A 23,448-nucleotide genomic window follows, 5' to 3' on the forward strand; every position below is an offset into this window, starting at 1 on the left:
CCGAATCCGCGACAGGCAAAGGCTTTTTGGCGCCCGGCACCGGTCTTGTGTCGCGGTGATCCCCCTGTCCCCTTGACAGTACCGGTGCCTCTGCTTTACGTAACAGTAGCGTTACAGGTTCTTGATACTCTCGCAACACCGTGGGTTCTTCACCCTTCAAAAGAGGGGACATTTAATGAATGAAGATCCACATTCTCTTGGAGGGCCAATCCGGGGCAGCGGTCATGAGATGAAGCAGGTAAAAAAAGAAGGAGGTTCATATGGGCGAATGGATGGCGAGTTTTGACAAGTTTGCCACCTTTTATCTTATACCGGTCGGATGGAAGGTCCTTGGCGCAATTGTCCTGTGGATCATCGGCAGTTGGGCGATCAAGCTGATCGGAAATCTGTCGGGAAGAGGAATGAGGGCCCAGAAGCTGGACCCGACCCTTATTAAGTACTTCGAGGCCACGATCCGGGTCATATTACGGATCGTTCTCGTTATCGCCATCCTCGCCATATTCGGCATCCAGACTACTTCCTTCGTAGCCCTCCTCGCTGCGGCGGGTGTTGCCATCGGCATGGCGTGGGGCGGTCTCCTGGCCAACTTTGCAGCCGGAGCATTTTTGATCATTCTCAGGCCCTTTAAGGTCGGCGACATGATCACCGGTGCGGGGGTTACGGGTGATGTGAAGGAGATAGGCCTATTTGCCACAACCATAGACACCGTGGATAACCTGCGCATTATCATCGGCAACAACAAACTCCTTGGCGACAACATCGTCAACTATACGACCAATCCTTATCGACGGGTGGATCTCAAAGCCCAGCTTGCACACGGGGTAGACCCTTTCGAGGCAGCGGCAACTTTGCGGGAGCGGCTAAAACAGATCCCCAACGTAATTGCCGACCCTGCGCCCCACGTCGAAATCGTGGAGTTCAACCTCGCCGGCACGGTCCTCTCGGTCAGGCCCTTCTGTCATAACGCCAATTATTGGCAGGTCTTTTTCGATACCAACAAAGCGATCGCAGAAGTGGGCGCGGCCGCGGGGTATCCTCCTCCATGGACAAAACAGGTGATCTTTCACAAGCCCCTTGATCCGCAACCTGATCCGCAATAGGAGGGCAAGAAGGGCGGGCGGATATGCCCCATCCATGGGGAGTGCGCCCGTCTGCTGCCTTGAGAACGGAGAGGAGGGGCGTGGATTGGATAGTCTCCCCGTCCCATAGATAATGTCGCCCAAAAGAATCTCTCTGCACCTACAGGACTACCGATAAAATTGAAGTAAAGCTATAAATGAAAAGACCCCCGCCCGCAACTCCGTACTGGAATAGGAACAGGCTTTATGGTAGGTTAAGCAGGTTTATCGTGTCATTCAGTATTGGGGAAAGTCTATAGATCCCCGGGGGAGTTAGTGGTGCATTACGCGTGGGTCGTGGCTTTTACCGGTACCCTCGTTCTTATTCTGTCCCACGGTTTCGGAAGGATGTCTTATTCCGTCATACTCGGGAATATGAAGGAGGGGCTTGGCCTGTCCTATACTCAGATAGGGCTCATAGGGACCGGCAACTTCATCGGCTATCTCTGCCTTGCAGTGATAGGCGGCTTTCTTGCGCCGCGGTTTGGTGCGAGGCGGGTCCTCTTCCTCTCTCTTCTCATTCTCGGAATAAGTCTTTTTCTTACCGGCCTCTCCGATTCTTTCGCCTTTGCTTTTTTCACGAGACTGATCGCCGGGATGGGCAACGCCGGAAGCTATATTCCCATGATGGCTCTGCCTGCAGCCTGGTTTGCCGCAAAAAAACGGGGTCTTGCCACGGGAATCGTCACCCTTGGGACCGGAACGGGCCTCTTCATCACGGGCCTGATCCTCCCTCAATTCATCGTGCGGTACGGAAGCGACGGGTGGAGATATGCGTGGTGCCTTCTGGGGGCTTTTGTATTTGCAGGATCTTTTGTCTGTTACGGACTGCTCAGAGATAAGCCCGAAGAGAAAGGGCTCACCCTGTGCGGCGGGGGCGAGGAGGCGAAGATCGCCGCCGGGTCTACCCTCTTTTCGGTATGGAACGACGTGGTGAGGGAAAGGGAGATATGGAAACTGGGACTGGTCTATTTTATGTACGGTTTTTCTTACATCATCTATCTCACCTTTATTATCGCCTTTCTCACCGGGGAAGCAGGTCTGAGCGCGCAGGCGGCGGGAGGGATATTTGCAGTACTCGGCCTCTGTTCCATATTCTGCGGGATCGGCTGGGGCGGTTTATCCGACCTGATCGGACGGCGTCTCGCAGCGCTCTTCGCCTATCTCGTCCTTGCCTCGTCGAGTATTATACTTCTTTTATCCACTACCTTTTACGGTTATTATCTCTCCGCCATCCTCTTCGGGCTTACCGCCTTTTCAATTCCTGTCATTATGGCGGCGGCAGTCGGCGATGTCCTCGGGGGAAGGCTCGCACCGGCGGGCCTCGGTCTCATCACACTTTTTTTCGGACTGGGTCAGGCCCTGGGCCCGGCAGTTGCCGGCTGGCTTAAGGATACGACCGGCGCCTTCACCTACGCCTTCATCTTCTCGGCATCGGTCGCAACTTTCGGAGCCTTTTCCTCTCTCATGCTCAAAAAAAGGGAGCCGAAGATCTCCGGCGCGATGAGCAGGGAGGAAGAGGAAGACCTTCGGGCTGCTTCCGGGGGAAGAAGGTGAAGGGCAGAAGGCAACCCGGCGCCTGCCGTCAAGTGACCCGCTACCCAGCAGGGCTTATGGTCGCCGGCTGCGAGAGAATCCCGGACACACTGAACAAGATCGGGGCGGCTCATAATGAATCTCCCCATTCGGGAAAAGAAGCATCCATTGAAAGCGCGGGCGGCCGCAATCCTTGACATGCCGGTGTCGGTCTGAAATAATAGCGACAGACCGCAAATTTTACGCGATTATGGGCCGGACGGCTATAATTCGCCCGGATCATGGTATATTATAATTAAAAACGGGAAATGGCATCCATGCGTCCTACAAATCCACTGGTAGATTCAACCCTCACGGACCTTTATCAGCTTACCATGGCATACAGCTACTGGAAGGCAGGCAAAATGGACGACGAGGCGGTCTTTGACCTCTTTTTCAGACAAAACCCCTTCGGAGGCGAGTTTACCGTCTTTGCAGGTCTTGAAGAGGTAATCAATTTCGTCGCTTCCTTCGGATTTAATGATCAGCAGATCGACTATTTAAAAAACGGTCCTCTAAGGGGATGCGATGAGGAATTTTTCGAATGGCTGAGGGCTCTCGACTGCTCGAAGGTCCGGATATATTCGCTGCAGGAGGGGACTCTCTGTTTTCCCGCCGAACCGCTCATAAGGGTCGAGGGACCGCTGGCAGTGGCCCAACTGCTCGAAACGACGATCCTCAACCTCATCAACTACCCGAGCCTCGAAACTACCCAGGCCGCACGGTTCAGATTGCTGGCGGGGTTCGACAAAAAACTGATAGAATTCGGGCTGAGGCGGGCCCAGGGTCCCGACGGGGGTGTATCGGCGTCACGATACAGTTACATCGGCGGCTTCGATGCCACAAGTAATGTAAAAGCAGGGGAGCTTTTCGGCATCCCTGTCATGGGCACCCATGCCCATTCCTTCGTTCAGGCTTTTCAGGGCATTCATGAGCTCGCATTGACCACCATAGTGGATAAAGACGGCAAGGAAAGAGAGTTCGTGGGCCGCGTGCGGGAGATCAGAAATAGTCTCGGATATAATGATACGAACGAAGGGGAGTTGGCGGCGTTCATCTCCTATGCCCAGGCTTTTCCCGCAAGATTTCTCGCTCTCGTCGACACTTATGACACCCGCAGGTCAGGCGTGCCTAATTTCATCTGTGTGGCCTCCGCTCTCAAGGAATTCGGGTATGAGCCTATTGGAGTGAGGATCGACTCCGAGGACCTCGCCTATGTATCAAAAGAGACGCGGAAGATGTTCCTTCAGGCAGCGCTCCGTCGAAATCAGGATTTTTCGGGGCTTACCATCACTGCGAGCAATGATATCAATGAATCGGCCATGACCCAGATGCAAAGACAGGGCCACGAGATCGATACCTTCGGGATCGGCACGAATCAGGTTACCTGCGAGGCGCAGCCTGCGTTGGGATGTGTCTATAAGCTCGTGATGATCGGTGAAAATCCGAGGATAAAGCTTTCGAAAGGCAAGGTCACCATTCCCGGGCGGAAGGAGGTCTATCGCCTTATCGGCGCGGACAATACACCTCTGCTCGACGTAATCATCAAAGTGGGAGATGAGGAGCCGGCCCCGGGAAAGAAATTTTTCTGCCGCCATCCCTTCGAGGAATCGAAAAGGGCCTATGTGGTGCCGACCGAGGTCCGCCCCCTGCACGATCTCTACTGGGACGGCGCCGTCGCACGGGAGCCCTCGAATATTCACGATACCCGTAATTACGTGATCACCCAGTTAAAAGAGTTCAGACCGGACCATCTGAGGCCGGTCAACCCCACGCCCTTCAAGATCTCGGTCTCCGACGAGCTTTACAGTTTTATCCACGGGCTCTGGATGCAGGAAGCCCCGATCGCGACATTGAGCTGATCTCCTTATCTAACTTGCCGGTATTTAATGCTTTTATTGCATACTGTGACGGAAAACACTTGACATCCATGCCCGATGGCGATTAATTAAAAGTCTACGTATGAAGAGCTCGATCCTCATAGCGGCCGTGTGCGCCTTCGTCCTTACAGGAACAGTGAGCTACGCCAACATTTATGGGTATCAGGATGAGCGGGGCATCTTTCACTTTACCAATGTGGCCCCCGTGAACAAGAAATACCGCACCGTCGTCTATACGGGAACGCAGTACAAGGGCTCCCTCATGGCCCCCCGCCCCGCTCAGCTTATGAGCGGGGACCGGAAAGAGCTGATCGGGGTCGCGAAGACGTACCTGGGGACGCCTTATAAGCTGGGAGGCAACTTTTCGACAGGCATCGATTGCTCCGGTTTCGTGAAGCAGGTCTTTTCCGCTTTCTCCGTCTCTTTGCCGAGGACCGCGCGGCAGCAATACCACGAAGGGACCAGGGTCGATAAGGATGACCTTCTCGCCGGGGACCTGGTTTTCTTCCGCAGCGAGAAGAGCGCCGACCCGGCGCATGTGGGAATATTCATCGATCAGGACCGGTTCATTCACGCCACCACCCGTAACGGAGGCGGCGTGAGAATAGATTCCCTCGCCGATAATTACTACCGGCGCACCTTCATGGGCGCGTCGCGACTCCTGCAATAAGGGTCCGCCATGATCCGTCCTGTCGACGGAGCTTTCGGAAGTCCCGGAGGACGAACGATGAAAATTGATTTTTTTCAGGTAGATGCCTTTACACGACAAGTTTTTGGAGGCAACCCCGCAGCGGTCTGTATTCTGGACTCATGGTGTGAGGATGGCCTCCTCCAGCACATCGCATCGGAGCATAACCTTTCAGAAACTGCCTTTCTCGTGCCCATCTCTAAGGGGCGATACGGTCTCAGGTGGTTTACCCCGGCCATGGAAGTCGATCTGTGCGGCCACGCCACCCTTGCGAGTGCGTTCGTAGTTTTTTCTTTTCTCGAAAGCGCCCTCTCTTCCGTCTATTTTGAAACCGCGAGCGGTAGTCTTACAGTAGTCAGGGCGGGGGATTTGTTCTCCATGGACTTCCCCTCGCGGCCGCCTGCTTCGGCAAAAGGGGTCCCCCTTTTATGCGAAGCCCTGGGAGCAGCCCCTGACGAAGTGTGGAAGGCGCGCGACTTTATGGCCGTCTTCAGCGAGGAATCGATAATAAGGAAGATGAAGCCTGATTTCAGCCGTCTTGGCGAGATTACCGATACCCTCGGCATTATCGTGACCGCACCGGGAGAAAGGTGTGATTTCGTCTCCCGGTTCTTCGCTCCGAAGGTAGGAGTGAATGAAGACCCCGTTACGGGCTCCGCCCACAGCACCCTGATTCCTTATTGGGGGCAACGTTTTAATAAGAAGGACCTCCATGCCCTGCAGCTCTCCGCCAGGGGAGGAGAGCTTTTCTGCGAGAACCGGGGCGAACGGGTGGGCATAGCGGGTCATGCGGTGCTGTACGCGAAGGGGCATATTTTTCTGTAATCGGTTTGATCTTGCCCCATGGTTTGCCCCGCCTGAGCCTACATAAATTTCGGTACACCAAGCCGCAAGGGCGGCAGGCCTCACGATCAGAGAAGGCCTGCCGGGGTGAGGGCAATTTCGTATATTCTAAGACAATCAGGCGCGATTGGAACAGTTCCGTCAGCTTAAATCCCCTCTGTCTCAATTTTATGTTGACATATTCGGGCGCCATGGGATATCACTTCAAAAAGATGTACTGAACCGGACTTCTCATCATCAACTAAGCCATGCATCGAAGGGGCCGTTCCGCCGGTCCTGAGGAGAGAATAACTATGAACGATTATAGGCCGCGGGATATGTCTGCTCATCTTTTACCTGTCCACGAAGAAAAAGGTATTACCTCGAAACGGTGGAGAGGGTTTCTCCTGCCCTGCTGCCTCGTTATGCTTTTTCTCACTGCCCAGGTCTTTCTTTTCCCGGACACCTGCCGGTCGGCCTCTTCCCTTAGGGCATTAAATCATCTCGTGGTCGATGCGGAATACAGCAAAGCCCTCGACAAAATTATCACAGTCTCGAGCACGCCCTCCAACCAACTCCATGTAATAGACCCTGTATCGGGAGAAGATAGGGCCGTCAACCTTTCCTATATCCCGACATGTGTAAGCGTGGGGCCTGACGGGATCTATGCGGCAGTAGGGCATAACGGCAAATTATCATATGTTGACCTGAATAACCTTATCGTGATCACAACATATGAAGTCTCAACAGATGTCTTTGATGTGGTGCTCGCGGGCAACGGGTATGCGTACGCCTTTCCACGGTCCGAATCGTTGGGGCGGATTCGCTGCATCAACCTCCAGACAAGGCAGGAAACGTTGCACACCAGTTCATATGTTTATGATAACATGTCGGCGAGACTCCACCCCGATGGCACAAGTATATACGGGGCCGAGTCGAGTTATTATCTACGAAAATTTGACATTTCGGCGGGAACTGCGGCTTATCTCTATATGTTGTACTCCACCGATAATCCTATAAATGGGAACCTTTGGATCTCGGAAGATGGCTTAAGAATATTTGCGGCAAGTGGAGCTGTGTTTCGGTCATCCCTTTCCAGAAGCGAAGATATGATCCCCAACGGAAAACTTTTCAGTGGTGCGGTCTCCCTTGGCCATCTTGCCCACTCCGCGGCTGCCAACAAGGTCGCCTCTATTCTCAAAAACGTCTCTTATCCGGCCGCCGTATATGACACATCCGTCTGGATTCATCAATATAACCCCCTTGAATATTCCGCCACCATAAGTCTTCCATCATTCCCCTCGGGCAGTGCCTCATATGCTTCCCACGGAAGATTCATTTTTTTTAATTCCACTGGAAGCCGCCTGTTTGCCATTGTTCAGGCGGATGCCGCATCGGGACTCCTCTATGATAATGGAGTAGCCACGATTGACCTTGACGGGGGAAGCAAGCTTTCCTACACTATAACCGCCTCGGCGGCGGCGGGCGGCAGCATAAAGCCCGAGCGGTGCGGTACCGGTGTCTGCCTTTGGCTCAGCCACTTTCACCATCACCGCGCCGCCGAATTACCGGACGGAGATTCGGGTCGACGGCTCATACGTGGCAACCGGGTACAACTCCACTTCCACCTATACGTTTCAGACCGTGACGGCGAACCACACGATCGCGGCTACCTTCGTGCCCAATTTTCTCAATGTCACCGCCTCGGCGGGGACGGGGGGCAGCATAAGTCCCTCCGGGGTGACTCCGGTAAGCTCCCGCCAATCGCTTACGTTTGCCATCACCCCTGATCCCGGCTATGGCGTAAAGGACGTGCTGGTGGATCGGGCATCGGTGGGCAAAATAACGTCCTACACATTCAGCGATATATCATTTAGCCACACCATCTCGGTTACTTTCGGACCCACGGTGGCCGTGGGCCCCTATTACCCCCTCACCCCCGGCGCCTCATGGGCCTACCAGACGGATGACGGACATACGACCACGATGACCATCCTGAAAAACGCTATTTCTGTAAATGGGATACGGGCAGCTCAGGCGCAGTATCCGGGCGGTTATAAGGAGTATTATACGAATGACGCCTCGGGTATTCGCCTTCACGGTCAGTTTTCGCCCAGGGCCTATCAGAATCATCCCGGTACCTTTACCATGTCTCCGCCCATAGTCCTCGCGCCGGGTACGGCTATTGTGGGTGAGGCTACCCATTCTCAGGGCATTATCACGCTCACCGTTCCGGGCGTTGGCCGTGGGTATGCAAATTACAGCGCCGACTATACAGTTGAAGGATTTGAATCCATCACGGTCCCTGCCGGTACCTTCGATGCCCTCAAGCTCTCCTTTAGCTTCACCATATCCGGCTCAGGATCGAGTTCGACGCAAACGGGAACCCTTCATCTTGTCGATGGCATCGGTCAGGTAAGGCAATCGGTCACCGATTCAGGCGGGACCGGCACCAAATTCCCATTGACGATCGCCCCCAAAGGCTCGCTGACCCTCACGTACAACGTCACCTTCAATTGCGTCAACGATCCTGCGAGAAGCACGGCGAGGGACCCGAACCACTATGATTACAGGTTTACCGCCGCAGTCGACCGAACCGCGATAGACGGGGATATCGACAGCCACACCTTCGACGACGTCTGCCCCAGGACGGTGTCCCCTCCCTCCGTCACCGATCCTTACCCTGATGGGACCATTAACGACCGGGGGTGCGGTAAGGTGAAAGCTGATGGCACCTTTGGGGGCGACGTGCTCACCGACATCGTGGCTCCAAGATAGAATAGTCCTCCCGACCCCGCTGCCATGCGGGCCTTTCGGCTTGGATTGAAAGCTTTGTGCGAAGACCGGGACGAAGGAGTGCGTATAGCGGGCAGTAGGGTTCTTCAGGCGAAGGGGGGAATCCGTTTATAAGTTCGGATTCTTCCTGTTGCGCGGCACGGTCTCTATTTTCGCCTGAGCCTCTTGTAGACCTCACGTGCGCCGAAGCCTACCAGTGCCGCTGTTCCCACCACAAGAGGGATGGCGAAGACGGTAACCGCGGTGGCCACACGGAATACTTTCGCTGCCGTCGCGAGTCCGGGCGGGGCTTTGCCGAACAAGGTGCTGTCTGAGGGGCGTTCGGAGGCCGGACGATCAGGATCTTCGTGATTGTTAAGCTCTGTCATATCTATAGTGTAATACCTGATGTGCCTGCCGGCAATCAGAAGGGACTGAAACAATTTTTTGAGTATCCATTCTCTTGTGTTGTTGACATTTTTCGGCCTCTCCTGACCGTTGCTTCACTCTCAAGGGGGTACCTTTCGGCGCCCTCCTGTCTTATGGTATACTTGTCGGATGAAAACATTTACACGAATCTTGTTTCTTATGGTATGCATGGTCTCCATCCTCATGCCTCTGTCCGGCCATAGCGCCGGAAAAGAGCAAAGGGTGGCTATGTTCCGGGCGGACCCCCAAAGGATCGGCGCCCATGTCTCGGGGAGCGCTCCTCATCTCACGGAACTGCAATGGAAGTTCAAGACCGAAGGAAAGATCGTCTCGTCCCCGGTCGTGAGTGAAGGGTTTACCTATTTCGGCAGCTTCGATGGCAATCTCTATGCGGTCGACTCAAAGACGGGCCATGAGAAATGGCGTTTTAAAACCGGCAACCGCGTCGCATCTTCAGGGGCGGTGTCGGGAGGCGTCCTCTATTTCGGAAGCCTCGACGGGAACCTCTATGCCGTCGATGCCCTCACGGGCCGTGAAAGATGGCGGTTTGCCACGGGTGACTGGGTAGGCTCCTCTCCTCTGGTTGCGGACGAGACCGCCTATTTCGGCAGCCGGAACGGCCACCTCTATGCGGTCGATGCCCTGACAGGACAGGAGAAGTGGAGGTTCAAGGCCTCGGGTGAAGTCTATTCCTCGCCCTCAACGGTGAAAGGAACCATCTTTTTCGGGAGCAGAGGCGGCTATTTCTACGCCCTCGATGCCCGTTCAGGAAAAGAGAAATGGCGCTTCAAGACGGAGTGGAAGGTCTATTCCTCCCCTGCGATCGTGAACGGCATCGTCTATTTCGGGAGCACCGATTGCCATCTTTATGCCCTTGACATGGAGACCGGCAGACAGATCTGGAGGTTCAAGACAGGGAGCAAGGTCTACTCATCTCCTGCAGTAGCGGGAGGTACGGTCTATGTGAGCAGCACGGACGGAAATCTCTACGCCCTGGATCAGAGGAGCGGACAACAGAAGTGGGCTTTCGCCACAAAAAAGAAGATCTATTCCTCCCCCGCAGTATCACATGGAATGGTCTACGTGGGAAGTCAGGATGGAAACCTTTACGGCCTCGACACGGAAACAGGGGGAGAAAAATGGAGATTTGCCCCCGGCGCGTCGATCGCTTCGTCACCCTTTATCCAGGATGGCACGGTTTATTTCGGATGTTTTGACGGGAATCTTTACGCATTGAAATAACGCTTCCGGCCTTTTACTTCTTTCCTGAATTCAGAAAACTGTTGACGACCCGGCCGGAATTCCGGTATTATTTTGAGAGTTCAAAAAAGGATATTATTTTGAGAAGACACATCAGCGCAAGCCTGAATATGATCGCGGAACAGACGGTTCGTCTCGCCGTCGTTGTAGAAACCATATCCCGGTGTGCGCCGATGGGTGTCCGATGACATTCATCTGAAAAGGGTCTTAAAGCCCCTGTCGGCGCAAGTCGGCAGGGGCTTTTTATTTCGCCGGAAAGGAGAGGGAGATGAGAATGAAGGGAGCTGAGATTATCGTGAAATCTTTGGAGAGGCACGGAATAGATATTGTGGCGGGCATACCGGGCGGATCGAACCTTCCCGTCTACGACGCTTTGCATGGGAGCGGCATCCGTCATATCTTGGCTCGCCACGAGCAGGGCGCCGGGTTTATCGCACAGGGGATCGCGCGCTCCACGGGGCGCGCCGCGGTCTGCCTCGCCACCTCGGGTCCGGGAGTCATGAACCTGCTTACCGCAATAGCCGATGCAAAGCTCGATTCAGTCCCCCTTGTGGCGATAACGGGACAGGTGCCGAGCACCATGATCGGTACCGACGCATTCCAGGAGGTGGACACCTATGGGATGACCCTCAACATTACAAAACATAATTTCATGGTGAAGAGCGCCCGGGAATTGCTCCACGTGATACCCAGGGCATTTAAAATAGCGGAAAGCGGAAGAAAAGGCCCCGTGGTGGTGGACGTGCCCAAAGACGTGCAGACTGGAGAGGTCCAATTCAGCGAATGGCCCATGGCGGCGGAAGGCCGGGAAGAGGCCGCACCCGCTGACCCGGAGAAGATAGAGAAGATAGCCCGCATGATCCAGGCCGCCAAAAGACCGCTCATTTATGCGGGTGGGGGCATCATACACGGAGATGCGGGACCGGCGCTGCTCGCCCTGGCGAGAAAGAGCTCCATTCCGGTGACCCTGACCCTTATGGGGCTCGGCGCCTTTCCTCCTCATGATCCCCTTTATATCGGCATGCTCGGGATGCACGGCGCCCCTTACACGAATTACGTCCTCGATGAGGCGGACCTGATCCTCGCCTTCGGGGTCCGTTTCGACGACAGGGCCATTGGGAGGGTCGCGGAGTTCTGCCCCCGGGCAACCATCGTCCATGTGGATATCGATAATTCGGAGATCGACAAAATCAAAAGGTCCAATCTTTCCCTCGCCGCCGACGTGAGGGAGGTAATAGAACAGCTCCTGCCGCTGGTCGAGCCCGCCCAAAGGACGTCGTGGATTGCACGGGTCCATCAATTAAAGAAGAGCCATCCCTTCGTCTCCCCCCGGTCTTCCGATCCCCTCCACCCGGTCAATCTCCTGCGCCGGTTGAGCGCCATGGCCGAGTCGAACGCGATTATCGCGACCGACGTGGGACAACATCAGATGTGGGTCGCCCAGGTCTATCCGTTTCATCAGCCGAGGACGCTCCTCACTTCAGGGGGCCTTGGCACCATGGGTTTCGGACTTCCCGCGGCAATAGGGGCGGCCCTCGCCCACCCCGACCGGCAGGTGATCTGCGTGAGCGGCGACGGCTCGATTCAAATGAACATACAGGAGCTTGCGACGCTGGCGGACCTGGGACTCAATGTCACGGTACTCATCATGAATAACCAGCACCTAGGCCTCGTGCGGCAGCAGCAGGAATTGTTCTTTGAGGGAAACTATATCGCGTCCAGATTTGAGCGGAAACTCGATTTTGCGGCCATAGGAAGAGAATTCGGCATAGAGAGCGTGAATCTCTCCGGCCTTGAAGACCCCATGAGCGCCTTGGAGCGGATGCTTTCAATGCGGGGGCCGTGCCTTATCGACGCGCCCACCCATTTCGCGGAAAACGTCTTTCCCATGGTGCCGCCGGGGGCAGCCAACAGGGATATGATAGGCCCGGGTACGAGGTCACCGGCGAAAGACGCTCCGGCTCGTAAAGAGAGGGAAAAGAGAAACATGACGAAGGGGCGGTAATCCGCCCCCTCACGAAGGTCTTTATTTTGCGATCTCTCCGATAGGCAACACCGTGCGGCCATGGGTCTCGTTGAGCACTTCGGCCATGGCGAGATAAAATGCGGAAAAGCCGCAGATTATGCCCTCCCATCCTGCGATTACGCCCACCGTGGCGTTGCCGGTCCAGTCCCTGATCGCCAGGAGCCAGAAGAGCACCGTGAGACTCAGGAAGACGAACTGGATTACCCGGTTCTTGCCGAATGTTCCGAACCACATGAAGAATGTGAAAAGGCCCCACACGAAAAGATACCAGCCCATGAAGGCCTCGGAAGTCCCGGGAAGGCCCTTGAATACGATGATAAAGACGAGGGTTAGCCAGAAAAGGCCGTAAGAGGTAAACGCGGTAGTTCCGAAAGTATTTCCTTTCTTATATTCCAGGATGCCGGCGATAATCTGGGCGAGGCCCCCGTAAAAGATCCCCATGGCGAGGATCATGGTGCCGATAGGGAAAAATCCGGCGTTATGAATGTTAAGGAGCATGGTGGTCATCCCGAACCCTGCCAGTCCGAGGGGTGCGGGGTTTGCAAGTTTCTCTTCCATTACACGATACCTCCCTTAAAATTGAGTGATTGTACCCCTTAGGCGGATCATCCCGCACCGGCTCGATGGAGGCCCCATGCCGTCATTTGCGCCGGGTGACCGGTCTGTCCATGTTAAATTGTGTAGAGGGGTCGTGGATGGATTATACTACGCTTGTGCAAAATAGTACATAGATTAATACGATGAAAGTATGGGGGGGATGACGGTGGCATACCGTCATCCCCCCCATAGTAGATGAAAATGTTCAGACTGATCCTAGCAGCTGCAGGACCCGCAAGACTTGTTTTCTTCTGTAAGTTTTGAGCTGATCTTGAATCCACCACCCTCGGGGGTGCTGACGAAATCGACCGTGACCGGATTTACTTCTTCAAAGAGCTGTTTATTGATGATGAATGTATTTCCGTCTTCCTTGAATACTTCGTCGTCTTCTTTAGGCCCGTCCAGGGCCATTCCCAATGAGGGGCCCGATCACCCACCTCCAGCCATCAGAATCCTGATGGCGCTGTCAAGGTTCCTTTCCTTCAGGAAAGCCTTGATCATTTCACTCGCCTTCTCGGTTACCTGAAACATATCCCGCTCCTTTTCGTAAATTTACCACCCCTTCAAAAGAATGGCAGTCATATAATAATAACCATTAATTGGCCGTTGTCAATCGTTTCTCTCTGTCGGAGGAGGCAGAAAGGGCCGGAGCGTCTCCGGACGAGCATCTGCGCTTCTCCGGGCGAGAGTGGTCGATTAAAGGGTCTGGATGAAGATTACTCTTTCTCAATTGGGCAAAAATAGCTTATAATGATGTAGAGAGGGGCGGAACCGCTCCATTTTGCGTTATAGGGGAAGTGAAAGGCAAGGGGCCGAAAAAGCCCGACCTTCTTCCCACGGGAGAACAAGATCAGTCAGGACAACAAAAACACCGTCACACCGCCTCGCAGGGGGTCATGTGAGACCAATCCCAGGGAGACCGAAATCGCCCTGAGGGAATCGGAGGAGAACTTCGCGGCCCTCCTCAATGCGACCACGGACATGGCCTTCCTTATCGATACGAATGGGACCATTCTCGCTGCCAATGAAAATACCGCCAAGGTCTACGGGACTACCATGGAGCGCCTCCTCGGCTCCTGTGTCTACGATTTCATACCCGCCAAGCCCGCCCGGCGGAGCATGGACCAGGCCTATAAGGCAGCCCATTCAATGTCCGCGGTGAGGTTTCAGGGGATGTTGAGGGGCAGGGTCTTCGATAATACCATCTATCCCGTCTTCGACGAGAAAGGAGCCGTCAAGAGACTTGCCATATACGGCAGGGATATCACGGAAGCCAAGAAAACCGAGGATGCCCTGCGGATAACGGAGGAGAAATACCGCAATATATTTGAGAATGCGACGGAGGGTATTTTTCAGATATCCCTCGGGGGACGCTTTATAAGCGCCAATCCGTCTCTTTCACGCATCCACGGGTACAGCTCCCCGGAAGAGCTGATCACTTCCGTAAAAAGCGTGGCGAGGCTTTTCCTCCATCAGGAGGAGCTCCGGCTGCTGACCCAATTCGTCAACAGGGAAGGACGGATCTCCAATTTCGAGACCCGGACCTTTCACAAGGATGGGAGCATTCAATGGATATCGATCAATGCGAGGGTCGTTCGAGGTCCGGGCGGAAAAAGGCTCTACTACGAAGGCACCATGCAGGATATCACCGAGCGTAAGCAGGCTGAGGAGAATCTCGCCGAGAGCGAGGAGAGGTACCGCACGGCGATCGAATCCTCCAATGACGGAGTGGCCATCATACGGGCAGATACGCACCTTTATGTGAACAGAAGGTTCGTGGAGATGTTCGGCTATGACCGCGCTGACGAGGTGATCGGAAAGTCTATCACCATCGTCGTCCATCCGGAGGATGCGGCCATGGTGGCAGAGGTAAATATGCGCAGGCAGAGGGGCATAGCCCCCCTTTCCCGTTATGAATTCCGGGGGATCACCCGGAGCGGAAAGGTGATATATATCGAAGTGTCGGCAACCGACACCACCTACCGCGGCACGCCGGTGAACCTCGTCTATCTCAGGGATATTACGGAAAGGAAATTGACCGAACAGGCGCTCCGCCAGTCCCACCTCGAGCTGGAAAGACTGAACCGGGCGAAGACAAAGGCCGTGAACCATATCTCTCACGAGCTCAAGACCCCGCTGGCCGTAGTCCAGGGCAATATCAGGATCCTCAAGAAGAAATTTTCGGGCACTCCCATGGGCGACGCAGTGCGGGCAAATATCGAGATCCTGGAGCGGAACCTCGAGAGACTATTCAGTATCTCCAAACAGACGGACGCGATTTTCCGGGTTTCTCAGGAGCTCGAAGCAGGAGTCCTGTTGGGCGATCTCGACCGATTATGGCAGCGCATGGAAGATTTCAGGGATATTCCCCCCGATGTCCTGGGTCACTGGGGGCAGGTCAAAAAATGGATGAGCCAGTACATGTCGGGAAGCACCCTCGCATTCCAGTCGATAGACGTCTATCCTTTCATCAGCTCCCTGGTCGAAAAAATAAAAATTAAAGCGAGTCACAGGAATATCAGGTATGTGGTGGAGGGAGAAAACGACCTCTATGTCTTTATGCCCCCCGATGTCATGAGTAACGTGCTCGAGGGCCTGCTCAAGAACGCCATAGAGAACACCCCTGACGGGGGACTCATAAGGGTGGGCGCGGAGCAGAAGGATGAGGCCATTGCCATCCATGTGACCGACTACGGCATCGGCATCGCGAAAGAGAACATGCAGTATCTCTTCGACGGTCTTTTCGATACCCGGGAGTCCGACCTCTACACCTCGAAGCAACCTTACGATTTCGGCGCGGGCGGCAAAGGGTTCGACCTCCTTCGCATCAAGATGTACGGCAAACGGTTCGGCTTTGACGTGTCGGTTCAAAGTTACAAGTGCGAGCATATTCCCCGCGACGGGGACCTCTGCCCCGGCGATGTCTCGCGCTGCAGTTTCTGCGAAACCGCCGAAGACTGCACGGAGAGTGGGGGCACGATCTTTACCGTCACCTTTCCCCTTGAGGCCAAGAGGGCGAACGAGGTGTGGACCGGCTGACACGCCTCATCCTTAAGGGAAACCCCGAATTTTTTTATTTCCCTTACTGTTGAAAAGGTGGTACAATCTCATTCTATGAGGACAGGAGAGGCTGACGCAGCCGCGGATGTGAAATTAAGGGTTTCCGTGGGTCGACAGCACGGAATGCAGCTCGTGGACTTGTTTGTCGACCACACGCCCGGGGTCGGAGATATTCGCATCGTGCCGAGCGGTAACGGACCCATCACCATGTCCGACCATCTGAAGCTGATCCTCACGCCCTTCGACTGTATCTCGTGCCAATCCCCGCATGTCACCAGCAGCACAGGCTGGACATTACGCCAATGGTTTTTGAAATTTGCGGGAAGGAAGGTATTTGTCTGCAGCGACTGCGGCTCCACCCAGGTGGTCAAGGTCCGAAGGTGTGAATGGGAGACCATCATCACCACGATTACAATCGGACTCCTTCTTTTCGCTGTTTCCATCCATTGGGCCCTCCGTTAGCCGTTCCCTTACCTTTTTCGCCACAATAATCAGGAGGTCCGAGTACGTATGAGTTATCTGATTTCCACGGCTCTTCTTACATGTTGCGCCCTTGTCGCCTTTATGGCGTCTGCAGCCGTTTCCTATGGCGGGGATAAGGCTCCTGTGATAATCGGGGCGTTCTATAATGTCACGGGAGGCATGGGTTCGATCGACGGTCCCGGGATGGAAGGCGCGAAACTGGCCGCCAAGATCGCAAATGCACGGGGAGGCATTCTCGGAGGCCGCAAAGTGGAGATTATGGCCTTCGACACAAAGACCGATCTCAAACTTGCCTCCTCTTCAGCGGCAACTGCCTCCAGGGCCGCCATGACCGCTGCCGTGGGTTACGGCGACTCCGACTTCGTACTGGCCGCCGCGCCTCATTTTCAGGCAAGGGGCATACCCTTCGTCACATCCGGTGCGACCGATCCGACCCTGCCCGGCCGGATCGGGAGCAGGCTTTTTCTTGCTGCCTTCGGGGATGACGACCAGGCTTCCGCTGTTGCAGAATATGGATACCAACGACTGAAGGCGCGGCGGATCGTGCTCTGGACGGACAGGAGCACCGATTTTACCAGGACCCTCTCCCGCTTCTTTAAAGAGCGCTTTATCCTGCTGGGCGGGAAAATCGTGGAAGAAATCTCTTTCACGTCGGGGGACGGTAAATTCAAGGACCTCGCATTAAAACTCAAAAGTCTGCATCCCAAGGCGGACGGACTCTTCGCGGCAAGCTTACCCGGAGACGCCGGAACGATTATCAGGCAGGTAAGGGAAGCAGGCCTCAGCCTTCCCATCCTGAGTGGAGACGGATTCGACACGGAGTTCGCCGTCTCGGTTCCGGGCCCGAAGCTCGCCAATCAGGTTTTCTTCTCAACCCACATGTACCGCGGAGACAGAAGCCGACGAACGCAGGATTTCATACAGTCCTACCGGAGTGAATACAATAAGGAGCCCGAAAGTGCCTTTGCCGCTCTTGGGTTCGATGCAGTAGGCCTGGTTATAGATGCAATAAGCCGGGCGGATTCGACTGAAACCCGCCTCGTGGCGGAAGCCCTCGCCAACACCTATGGATATGAAGGCGTTACCGGCACCATCTCTTACGTACGCAGGCCGGGGATACCGGCGAAAGACGTCTCGATCCTCGAGATAAAAAATGGGGTGTACGAGCTTGCGGATGTGTGGAAACCTCTCTACCGCTCGACCTCTTTGCCGTAAACACGCCGATCCCGCCGCGGGGCCGTAAAAACTTTATCGGGAGGGACTTATGGGAATGAACGAAGTCGAAGGAAAGGATAAAGAGCGGATCACCCTCTACACCCTGACCACATGCGTATGGTGCAAGAAGACTAAACAATTTTTTCAGGACCTCGGCATCGGCTACCGTTATACGGACGTTGATCTTCTCGAAGGAGAGGAGCGCGATGCCGTCATGGAGGAGGTGAAACGTTGGAACCCCGACTGCTCCTTTCCCTCGATTGTAATCGATAAATCAACATGCATCGTCGGATTCAACGAGGCCAGGATCAGGGAAGCTTTAGGACGGTAGGTGTGGCCGAGTGCATTGATCCGAAAGAAATCGATATCCTTTACCGGGAATTGGCTGCCGACGCGGCAGCATCGGGTTCCCACCTGAACCCGGACAAGGAGTTCGCCCGGGAACTTCTCCGGGGACTGATCGCGAATGAGAAAAGATACGGCTACCGGTCCTGCCCCTGCAGGCTTGCCTCGGGGAATAAAGAGGAAGACCTCGATATTATCTGCCCCTGCGACTACAGGGACGCGGATGTGGGAGAGTGCGGCACGTGCTTCTGCGCCCTTTATGTCTCGGAGGCGGTAAGCAACGGAACAGGCGCCCCCTGCTCGATTCCCGAGAGGAGGCCGGCGCAAAGGAAGGGGCCGGCGCATGGCAAAGGACCTTCCGGTTATGAGATGTGCGGGTCTCGCGCCTATCCCGTGTGGAGATGCAGGGTGTGTGGCTACTTATGCGCCCGTGAAGCGCCCCCGGAGAGATGTCCCATCTGCAAAGCTCGGGAAGACCGTTTCGAGAAGTTCCTTCAGTTCCCATGAATCTGAAGTACGATTTGGATGATGTCCCGCCCCGGCTTCACCTCCTGCTCTTCGGGCTGCAGTGGCTCGCGGTATCGATACCGGGGATCGTAATCCTCGGGAAGATCGTAGCCGGTCTCCATTTCCTCAATATGGCGGATCAGGTCATTTACCTTCAAAAGCTCTGTTTTGTCACGGGCCTCGCCCTCTTCTCTCAGCTTTTGTGGGGCCACAGGCTCCCTTTGATCGCCGGTCCCTCGACGGTGCTGGTGATCGGGGTAATCGCGAGCGCCGCCTCGGGTCTCGACGCGGTATACGGCTCTCTGGCTGCGGGAGGGACCCTCCTTTTTCTGGTAAGCCTCGCCGGTGTCTTCGGCCGCATCCGCAAGCTTTTCACCACCAGGGTGGTGGCCTGTCTCCTCCTCCTCATTGCCCTCACCCTCACTCCCACAATAATCCGCCTTCTCACCGCACCGGTTGAGGGCGCTTCGATCCCGGCAAATCTTTCTTTCGCCGCCGGTGTGGTGCTCCTCATGCTCGTTCTGTACCGCCGCCTCACCGGAGTATGGAAAGCTACCCTCGTGGTCTGGGCAATGGCGGGGGCAAGCGTCGCCCACTTTGTTCTCTTCCCCCATAGCGGCAGAGCGGTTGAGACAAGCTCTGCCCCCCTGCTCTCTCTGTTCTTTCACCGTCTTACCGCCACGATTTCCTTTGAGCCTGGCGTCCTCGTCTCCTTCCTCTTCTGTTTTTTTGCCCTATCGGTCAATGACGTCAGCTCGATTGAGTCAGTCTCGGCCATTCTCAAAATAAAGGACCCGCGAAAGAGGCTCGACCGCGGACTCGCCGTCACGGGCGCCGCAAATATCGCTTCCGGTGTTCTGGGCGTGGTGGGACCGGTCAACTTTTCGCTCAGTCCCGGGGTAATAATGGCGAGCGGCTGCGCCTCCAGGTTCGCCCTCATTCCCGCCGCCGCCGGGCTGGTTCTCCTTTCTTTCTCGCCCTATGTGGTAGCCTTGATGGGCTCGATTTCCCCGGTGGTGATTGGCGCCATGCTCATCTATATTCTCTGTTATCAGGTCGCCGCCGGGCTAATCGCCGCATTCGGCTCCGAAGAGACCTTTACGCTGGAGTCGGGCCTCGCCCTCGGCCTTCCGCTGCTTCTCGGTACGATATTTTCCTTCATGCCCCCGGACGCGGTGCATGCCTTTCCTCCCATCCTCCGACCTCTTGCGGGAAATGGATTCGTAATAGGCACCATCACCAGTCTGGCGATGGAACACCTTGTATTTCCAAGGGGTTCTCGCTCTTCATAAAATAGATTATTGCAGAGGCCTCGAAAGTGAGGTAGAATCTTACCGGTTCTTTAGCATCATACGCCGCACCACAACCGGGGCACCATGAGCGAAATTAAGACAGTCGATGAATTGATAACAGCGAAGAATTTAACCGAGGAAGAAATGGAGCTGTTCGCCGACCTGATCCGCGAGGCCCGGGAACGGGAGATCAAGTCCGTCGAGCTCTCCCGGAAAACGAAAGATAACCTCCGCAGGCTTTCGGTCGGTCTCGATACTATCGTTGAAAGGACTACCGAATTGAGCCGGGCCATGGATCGGCTCCTCGATCAGATGGAGACGCTCTATATCAAGTCCATACCTGACGCCAAATTTTATCGCGAGTGACCCGCCTGAAAGCCCCACATCCCGGTGCTCTTTCCCGTCCTTTATTGCCGGTGCTTTATGGCGAGAACAAGGGCCGCGCACAGGAGGAGGAAGGTAACACCGTTCGCCGCGATAATAGGTAAAGAGCCGATACCGATCCCGTAAAGGAGCCACATAAACACCCCTGAACATTGGAGACTTATCATAAGGAGAGAGATATCCCCGGATGATCTCGATCGCCGGATCTTGACCACTTGGGGGAGGAATGCCACGGTCGTTAAGGCCCCTGCCGTCAGTCCGATGATAGTGATATAATCCATCACCAGGACACGCTCCACCTTAACGCGTTAAGTGCGGTCTTGCCACGTTGCTATATTTAAGCAGGCCCCGATAAGGCATCAGAGCCTGCCCTTGTATGTTGCCTCAGACTTTTTGTACGTTCGCGGCATGCGGCCCCTTGGGACCGTCGACAACGTCGAAACTTACTGCCTGGCCTTCGGTCAGGGACTTAAAACCGCTTCCCTGAATCGCAGAATAATGGACAAACACATCGCCGCCTTCCTCATTGGTGATGAAACCGAACCCCTTGGACTCGTTGAACCATTTAACAGTCCCTTTTGCCATCGAGTACACCCTCCTTTAAGAATTAACAAAAAGTGAGATCGGAACTGTCATGAAGAGACTACAAAGCCTTGAAAACTTTGTGGCTTACAATAACATGGCTTCCGAAACCCCAAATTTATTCTGGCATAGAAATATGGAAAGGTCAACATTTATTGAAGCCGGAATGAGGCTTTGAAAATTTTTCTTCACCCCTGCCGGTTGCCCGTCCAGTGGACCTTTTCTTCAGCTTGCCAGCTTAATACCTTCAGGCTTTATTCGGTTCATTCCGTCGACATAAACTTTTCGCGGCTCGAAAGCGGAAAGCTCGCTTTCGCCATAGGTTCCATAGGTCACGATAATAACTATATCGCCTTTTCGCCCTTTATGTGCCGCTGCCCCGTTAATGCATATCACGCCCGAATTGGGATCACCCTTTATTGCATATGTGCTAAAACGCTCTCCGTTCGTCACATTGTAAATATCCACCTGCTCATAGGGAATGATATTCGCCTTTTCCATCAGGGTGCTGTCTATAGTGATGCTGCCCTCGTAGTCCAGGTTGCTCTCCGTTACTGTTGCCCGATGGATTTTGGACTTCATCATCCTTCTCTCCATTTTTAAGCCTCCATCAAAATTGTGTTGTCTATTAATCTTGTTTTGCCCACACGGCAGGCAATGGCGAGAACCGCTTTGCCCTTGATCGTATCGACCGCCTCAAGCGTGTCGGCATCGGAGATACTCACGTACTCCACACTCAATCCCCCTTTTGAACCCAACATCCCGGTCACTTCCGTTACAATCGCTGCGCTGTTACGCTCCCCCTCTTTGAAAAGCTCCTGGGCCCTTCTGATCGACGCCGAAATAAGAAGCGCTTCCTCCCGTTCTTCGGGACTCAAATATGTATTTCTCGAACTCATGGCGAGCCCGTCATTCTCCCTCACTGTGGGATGAGGGACTATGGTGAGGTCCATATTAAGGTCTCTCACCATCTTCTCGATGACCTTAAGCTGCTGGTAATCCTTCTGTCCAAAGACGGCGAAATGGGGTTTGACCATGTTGAACAGTTTTGCCACCACCGTGGCGACTCCAAGAAAATGGCCTGACCTCGTCTTTCCGCAGAGGTAATCCTCAAGCCCCTTCACCTCCACAAAGGTCGAATACCCTTCGGGATACACATCGGCGGCTTCGGGATAAAAGATAATATCCGTCTTCTCTTTCTCGAGAAGCAACCCATCACGGTCGAAATCCCTCGGGTACCTGCTCAGATCCTCCGTCGGGCCAAACTGGATGGGATTGACGAAAACACTGACCACCACGATATCGGCCAATTCCCTCGCCTTTCTGACCAGGGCGAGATGCCCCTCATGAAGATAACCCATAGTAGGGACAAAGCCGATACGCTTGTCTTTCCTCAGCTCTTCAGCCAAAGACTGCATCTGTCTGACTGTTCGTATTATTTGCATGTTAATGATAGGAGAGGGCGTCATCCGGAAATACCCCGCCTCTCACCTCTTCTATGTATGCCTTGATTGCCCGGTCCATATCCCCTCGCATGTTCGCGTAGCTCTTCACGAACTTGGGCCGTCCCCCTTTGAGCAGACCGAGGAGGTCGTGGATTACAAGGACCTGCCCGTCGCAGTCGGGACCTGCCCCTATGCCTATGGTAGGTATGGAGAGCATCCCGGTGATCTCCATGGCGAGCTGTCTCGGGACGCATTCGAGGACCACGGCAAAAGCGCCCGCTTCTTCCACGGCCTTTGCATCCTCTATCAGCCTGTCGGCTTCGTCTCCCTTTCCCTGAACCTTATATGAACCCATTCTGTTTATTGATTGGGGAGTAAGGCCGATATGACCCATGACAGGTATCTCTATATCTACGAGAGCCCGGATCACCTCCTTCATTTTGGTACCGCCTTCGAGCTTGACGGCCCCGGCAAGGCTCTCTTTCATCATACGGCCCGCGTTCCTTCTGGCTTGTTCAATACTCTCGTGGTACGACATGAAGGGCATGTCGATAATTACGAGTGCCCTCTCCACGGCTTTTGCCACGGCCTTGGTATGGTGAATCATCTCCTCGATTGTAACGGGGAGGGTGTTCGGGTATCCGAGCATGACCTGCACGGAATCACCCACCAGGATGGAATCGATTCCCGCCTCATCCACAATGGAAGCAGTAACATAGTCATAGGCGGTAAGCATGGTAAGCTTCGCCCCGCCCTTTCGACCTTTGAAAATAGGCACGGTCACCCTCTCACCCACGATTGACCCCCAAAATAAAAAAACCTTCCGAACGCGGTTCAGAAGGTATAGATAAATTACTCATCAGCTCTCCTCCCGTCTCGGTCTTATAAGATCCAAGCGGCTATCTGCAAAAGTATATGCTATTTTCAGGTGAAGTCAACTATTATTTTTTCACCTTTTTTTGCGT

General features: G+C 54.6%; 23 protein-coding genes. 15 read left to right on the forward strand and 8 right to left on the reverse strand.

What is annotated here, in order from left to right; all coding sequences use genetic code 11:
• The first annotated feature begins 260 nt into the window (after positions 1-260).
• From VGJ94_17335 to VGJ94_17360, 6 genes are all read left to right on the forward strand, one after another.
• Positions 261-1,100: a mechanosensitive ion channel family protein gene (locus tag VGJ94_17335; GenBank protein HEY3278382.1), complete on the forward strand. Its 840-nt coding sequence runs from the start codon at positions 261-263 to the stop codon at positions 1,098-1,100.
• Positions 1,101-1,394: 294 nt separating this feature from the next.
• The gene (locus VGJ94_17340; GenBank protein HEY3278383.1) at positions 1,395-2,675 is read left to right on the forward strand and encodes an MFS transporter; all 1,281 of its coding nucleotides are present in this window, start codon (positions 1,395-1,397) and stop codon (positions 2,673-2,675) included.
• Between the two features lie 296 nt (positions 2,676-2,971).
• The gene (pncB, locus tag VGJ94_17345; protein HEY3278384.1) at positions 2,972-4,555 is read left to right on the forward strand and encodes a nicotinate phosphoribosyltransferase; all 1,584 of its coding nucleotides are present in this window, start codon (positions 2,972-2,974) and stop codon (positions 4,553-4,555) included.
• Positions 4,556-4,655: 100 nt separating this feature from the next.
• A complete protein-coding gene (locus tag VGJ94_17350; GenBank protein HEY3278385.1) occupies positions 4,656-5,243 on the forward strand; it encodes a C40 family peptidase in 588 nt (195 codons plus the stop codon).
• Positions 5,244-5,300: 57 nt separating this feature from the next.
• Positions 5,301-6,086: a PhzF family phenazine biosynthesis protein gene (locus tag VGJ94_17355; GenBank protein ID HEY3278386.1), complete on the forward strand. Its 786-nt coding sequence runs from the start codon at positions 5,301-5,303 to the stop codon at positions 6,084-6,086.
• Positions 6,087-7,601: 1,515 nt separating this feature from the next.
• Positions 7,602-8,861: a hypothetical protein gene (locus VGJ94_17360; protein HEY3278387.1), complete on the forward strand. Its 1,260-nt coding sequence runs from the start codon at positions 7,602-7,604 to the stop codon at positions 8,859-8,861.
• A gap of 164 nt (positions 8,862-9,025) precedes the next feature.
• On the opposite strand, the gene VGJ94_17365 is transcribed toward VGJ94_17360, so the two are convergent.
• Positions 9,026-9,301 carry a hypothetical protein gene (locus tag VGJ94_17365; GenBank protein ID HEY3278388.1) on the reverse strand — a complete coding sequence of 92 codons (276 nt, stop codon included), beginning with the start codon at positions 9,299-9,301 and terminating at the stop codon, positions 9,026-9,028.
• A gap of 115 nt (positions 9,302-9,416) precedes the next feature.
• Between VGJ94_17365 and VGJ94_17370 the strand changes: the two genes are divergently transcribed.
• Positions 9,417-10,529, forward strand: a complete 1,113-nt coding sequence (locus VGJ94_17370; GenBank protein HEY3278389.1) for a PQQ-binding-like beta-propeller repeat protein — start codon at positions 9,417-9,419, stop codon at positions 10,527-10,529.
• A gap of 286 nt (positions 10,530-10,815) precedes the next feature.
• Positions 10,816-12,552, forward strand: a complete 1,737-nt coding sequence (gene ilvB / locus VGJ94_17375) for a biosynthetic-type acetolactate synthase large subunit (GenBank protein ID HEY3278390.1) — start codon at positions 10,816-10,818, stop codon at positions 12,550-12,552.
• Between the two features lie 21 nt (positions 12,553-12,573).
• Here the strand turns inward: ilvB and VGJ94_17380 are convergent, their stop codons facing one another.
• On the reverse strand, positions 12,574-13,131 hold the full coding sequence (locus VGJ94_17380) for an acetate uptake transporter (GenBank protein HEY3278391.1): 558 nt from the start codon (positions 13,129-13,131) through the stop codon (positions 12,574-12,576).
• 255 nt (positions 13,132-13,386) lie between these two features.
• Positions 13,387-13,587 carry a hypothetical protein gene (locus VGJ94_17385; protein ID HEY3278392.1) on the reverse strand — a complete coding sequence of 67 codons (201 nt, stop codon included), beginning with the start codon at positions 13,585-13,587 and terminating at the stop codon, positions 13,387-13,389.
• Positions 13,588-14,100: 513 nt separating this feature from the next.
• Here VGJ94_17385 and VGJ94_17390 point away from each other — a divergent pair.
• The 7 genes from VGJ94_17390 (at position 14,101) to VGJ94_17420 (ending at position 20,438) form a co-directional block, all read left to right on the forward strand.
• Positions 14,101-16,209 carry a PAS domain S-box protein gene (locus VGJ94_17390; GenBank protein ID HEY3278393.1) on the forward strand — a complete coding sequence of 703 codons (2,109 nt, stop codon included), beginning with the start codon at positions 14,101-14,103 and terminating at the stop codon, positions 16,207-16,209.
• Between the two features lie 75 nt (positions 16,210-16,284).
• On the forward strand, positions 16,285-16,692 hold the full coding sequence (locus tag VGJ94_17395; GenBank protein HEY3278394.1) for a hypothetical protein: 408 nt from the start codon (positions 16,285-16,287) through the stop codon (positions 16,690-16,692).
• A 48-nt stretch (positions 16,693-16,740) separates the two neighbouring features.
• Positions 16,741-17,928, forward strand: a complete 1,188-nt coding sequence (locus tag VGJ94_17400; protein ID HEY3278395.1) for an ABC transporter substrate-binding protein — start codon at positions 16,741-16,743, stop codon at positions 17,926-17,928.
• A 49-nt stretch (positions 17,929-17,977) separates the two neighbouring features.
• On the forward strand, positions 17,978-18,259 hold the full coding sequence (locus VGJ94_17405) for a glutaredoxin family protein (protein ID HEY3278396.1): 282 nt from the start codon (positions 17,978-17,980) through the stop codon (positions 18,257-18,259).
• Between the two features lie 2 nt (positions 18,260-18,261).
• Positions 18,262-18,780 carry a ferredoxin-thioredoxin reductase catalytic domain-containing protein gene (locus VGJ94_17410; GenBank protein HEY3278397.1) on the forward strand — a complete coding sequence of 173 codons (519 nt, stop codon included), beginning with the start codon at positions 18,262-18,264 and terminating at the stop codon, positions 18,778-18,780.
• The gene (locus tag VGJ94_17415) at positions 18,777-20,072 is read left to right on the forward strand and encodes a purine/pyrimidine permease (protein HEY3278398.1); all 1,296 of its coding nucleotides are present in this window, start codon (positions 18,777-18,779) and stop codon (positions 20,070-20,072) included. Before VGJ94_17410 ends, VGJ94_17415 begins: the two co-directional genes overlap by 4 nt.
• Positions 20,073-20,156: 84 nt before the next feature.
• A complete protein-coding gene (locus VGJ94_17420) occupies positions 20,157-20,438 on the forward strand; it encodes a hypothetical protein (GenBank protein HEY3278399.1) in 282 nt (93 codons plus the stop codon).
• A gap of 41 nt (positions 20,439-20,479) precedes the next feature.
• Here VGJ94_17420 and VGJ94_17425 read toward each other — a convergent pair whose 3' ends face one another.
• The 5 genes from VGJ94_17425 to panB form a co-directional block, all read right to left on the reverse strand.
• Entirely contained in the window at positions 20,480-20,737 is a 258-nt protein-coding gene (locus VGJ94_17425) for a SemiSWEET transporter (protein HEY3278400.1), read from the reverse strand.
• A 103-nt stretch (positions 20,738-20,840) separates the two neighbouring features.
• A complete protein-coding gene (locus tag VGJ94_17430; protein ID HEY3278401.1) occupies positions 20,841-21,041 on the reverse strand; it encodes a cold-shock protein in 201 nt (66 codons plus the stop codon).
• Positions 21,042-21,263: 222 nt separating this feature from the next.
• Entirely contained in the window at positions 21,264-21,635 is a 372-nt protein-coding gene (gene panD, locus VGJ94_17435) for an aspartate 1-decarboxylase (protein ID HEY3278402.1), read from the reverse strand.
• Between the two features lie 2 nt (positions 21,636-21,637).
• A complete protein-coding gene (gene panC, locus VGJ94_17440) occupies positions 21,638-22,507 on the reverse strand; it encodes a pantoate--beta-alanine ligase (protein ID HEY3278403.1) in 870 nt (289 codons plus the stop codon).
• Positions 22,485-23,279 (reverse strand): 3-methyl-2-oxobutanoate hydroxymethyltransferase, encoded by a 795-nt coding sequence (gene panB / locus VGJ94_17445; protein HEY3278404.1) that lies wholly within the window; start codon positions 23,277-23,279, stop codon positions 22,485-22,487. The genes panC and panB overlap by 23 nt, the downstream gene beginning before the upstream one ends.
• Between the last annotated feature and the right edge of the window lie 169 nt (positions 23,280-23,448).

The organism is Syntrophorhabdaceae bacterium (assembly GCA_036504895.1).
In the GTDB taxonomy this organism is placed as follows: Bacteria; Desulfobacterota; Syntrophorhabdia; order Syntrophorhabdales; family Syntrophorhabdaceae; genus PNOM01.

Coding starts and splice junctions, on each gene's coding strand:
- VGJ94_17335 (HEY3278382.1), top strand. CDS start 261: ATGGGCGAATGGATGGCGAGTTTTGACAAGTTTGCCACCTTTTATCTT.
- pncB (HEY3278384.1), top strand. CDS start 2,972: ATGCGTCCTACAAATCCACTGGTAGATTCAACCCTCACGGACCTTTAT.
- VGJ94_17350 (HEY3278385.1), top strand. CDS start 4,656: ATGAAGAGCTCGATCCTCATAGCGGCCGTGTGCGCCTTCGTCCTTACA.
- VGJ94_17355 (HEY3278386.1), top strand. CDS start 5,301: ATGAAAATTGATTTTTTTCAGGTAGATGCCTTTACACGACAAGTTTTT.
- VGJ94_17370 (HEY3278389.1), top strand. CDS start 9,417: ATGAAAACATTTACACGAATCTTGTTTCTTATGGTATGCATGGTCTCC.
- ilvB (HEY3278390.1), top strand. CDS start 10,816: ATGAGAATGAAGGGAGCTGAGATTATCGTGAAATCTTTGGAGAGGCAC.
- VGJ94_17380 (HEY3278391.1), bottom strand. CDS start 13,131: ATGGAAGAGAAACTTGCAAACCCCGCACCCCTCGGACTGGCAGGGTTC.
- VGJ94_17395 (HEY3278394.1), top strand. CDS start 16,285: ATGAGGACAGGAGAGGCTGACGCAGCCGCGGATGTGAAATTAAGGGTT.
- VGJ94_17400 (HEY3278395.1), top strand. CDS start 16,741: ATGAGTTATCTGATTTCCACGGCTCTTCTTACATGTTGCGCCCTTGTC.
- VGJ94_17405 (HEY3278396.1), top strand. CDS start 17,978: ATGGGAATGAACGAAGTCGAAGGAAAGGATAAAGAGCGGATCACCCTC.
- VGJ94_17415 (HEY3278398.1), top strand. CDS start 18,777: ATGAATCTGAAGTACGATTTGGATGATGTCCCGCCCCGGCTTCACCTC.
- VGJ94_17420 (HEY3278399.1), top strand. CDS start 20,157: ATGAGCGAAATTAAGACAGTCGATGAATTGATAACAGCGAAGAATTTA.
- VGJ94_17425 (HEY3278400.1), bottom strand. CDS start 20,737: ATGGATTATATCACTATCATCGGACTGACGGCAGGGGCCTTAACGACC.
- VGJ94_17430 (HEY3278401.1), bottom strand. CDS start 21,041: ATGGCAAAAGGGACTGTTAAATGGTTCAACGAGTCCAAGGGGTTCGGT.
- panD (HEY3278402.1), bottom strand. CDS start 21,635: ATGGAGAGAAGGATGATGAAGTCCAAAATCCATCGGGCAACAGTAACG.
- panC (HEY3278403.1), bottom strand. CDS start 22,507: ATGACGCCCTCTCCTATCATTAACATGCAAATAATACGAACAGTCAGA.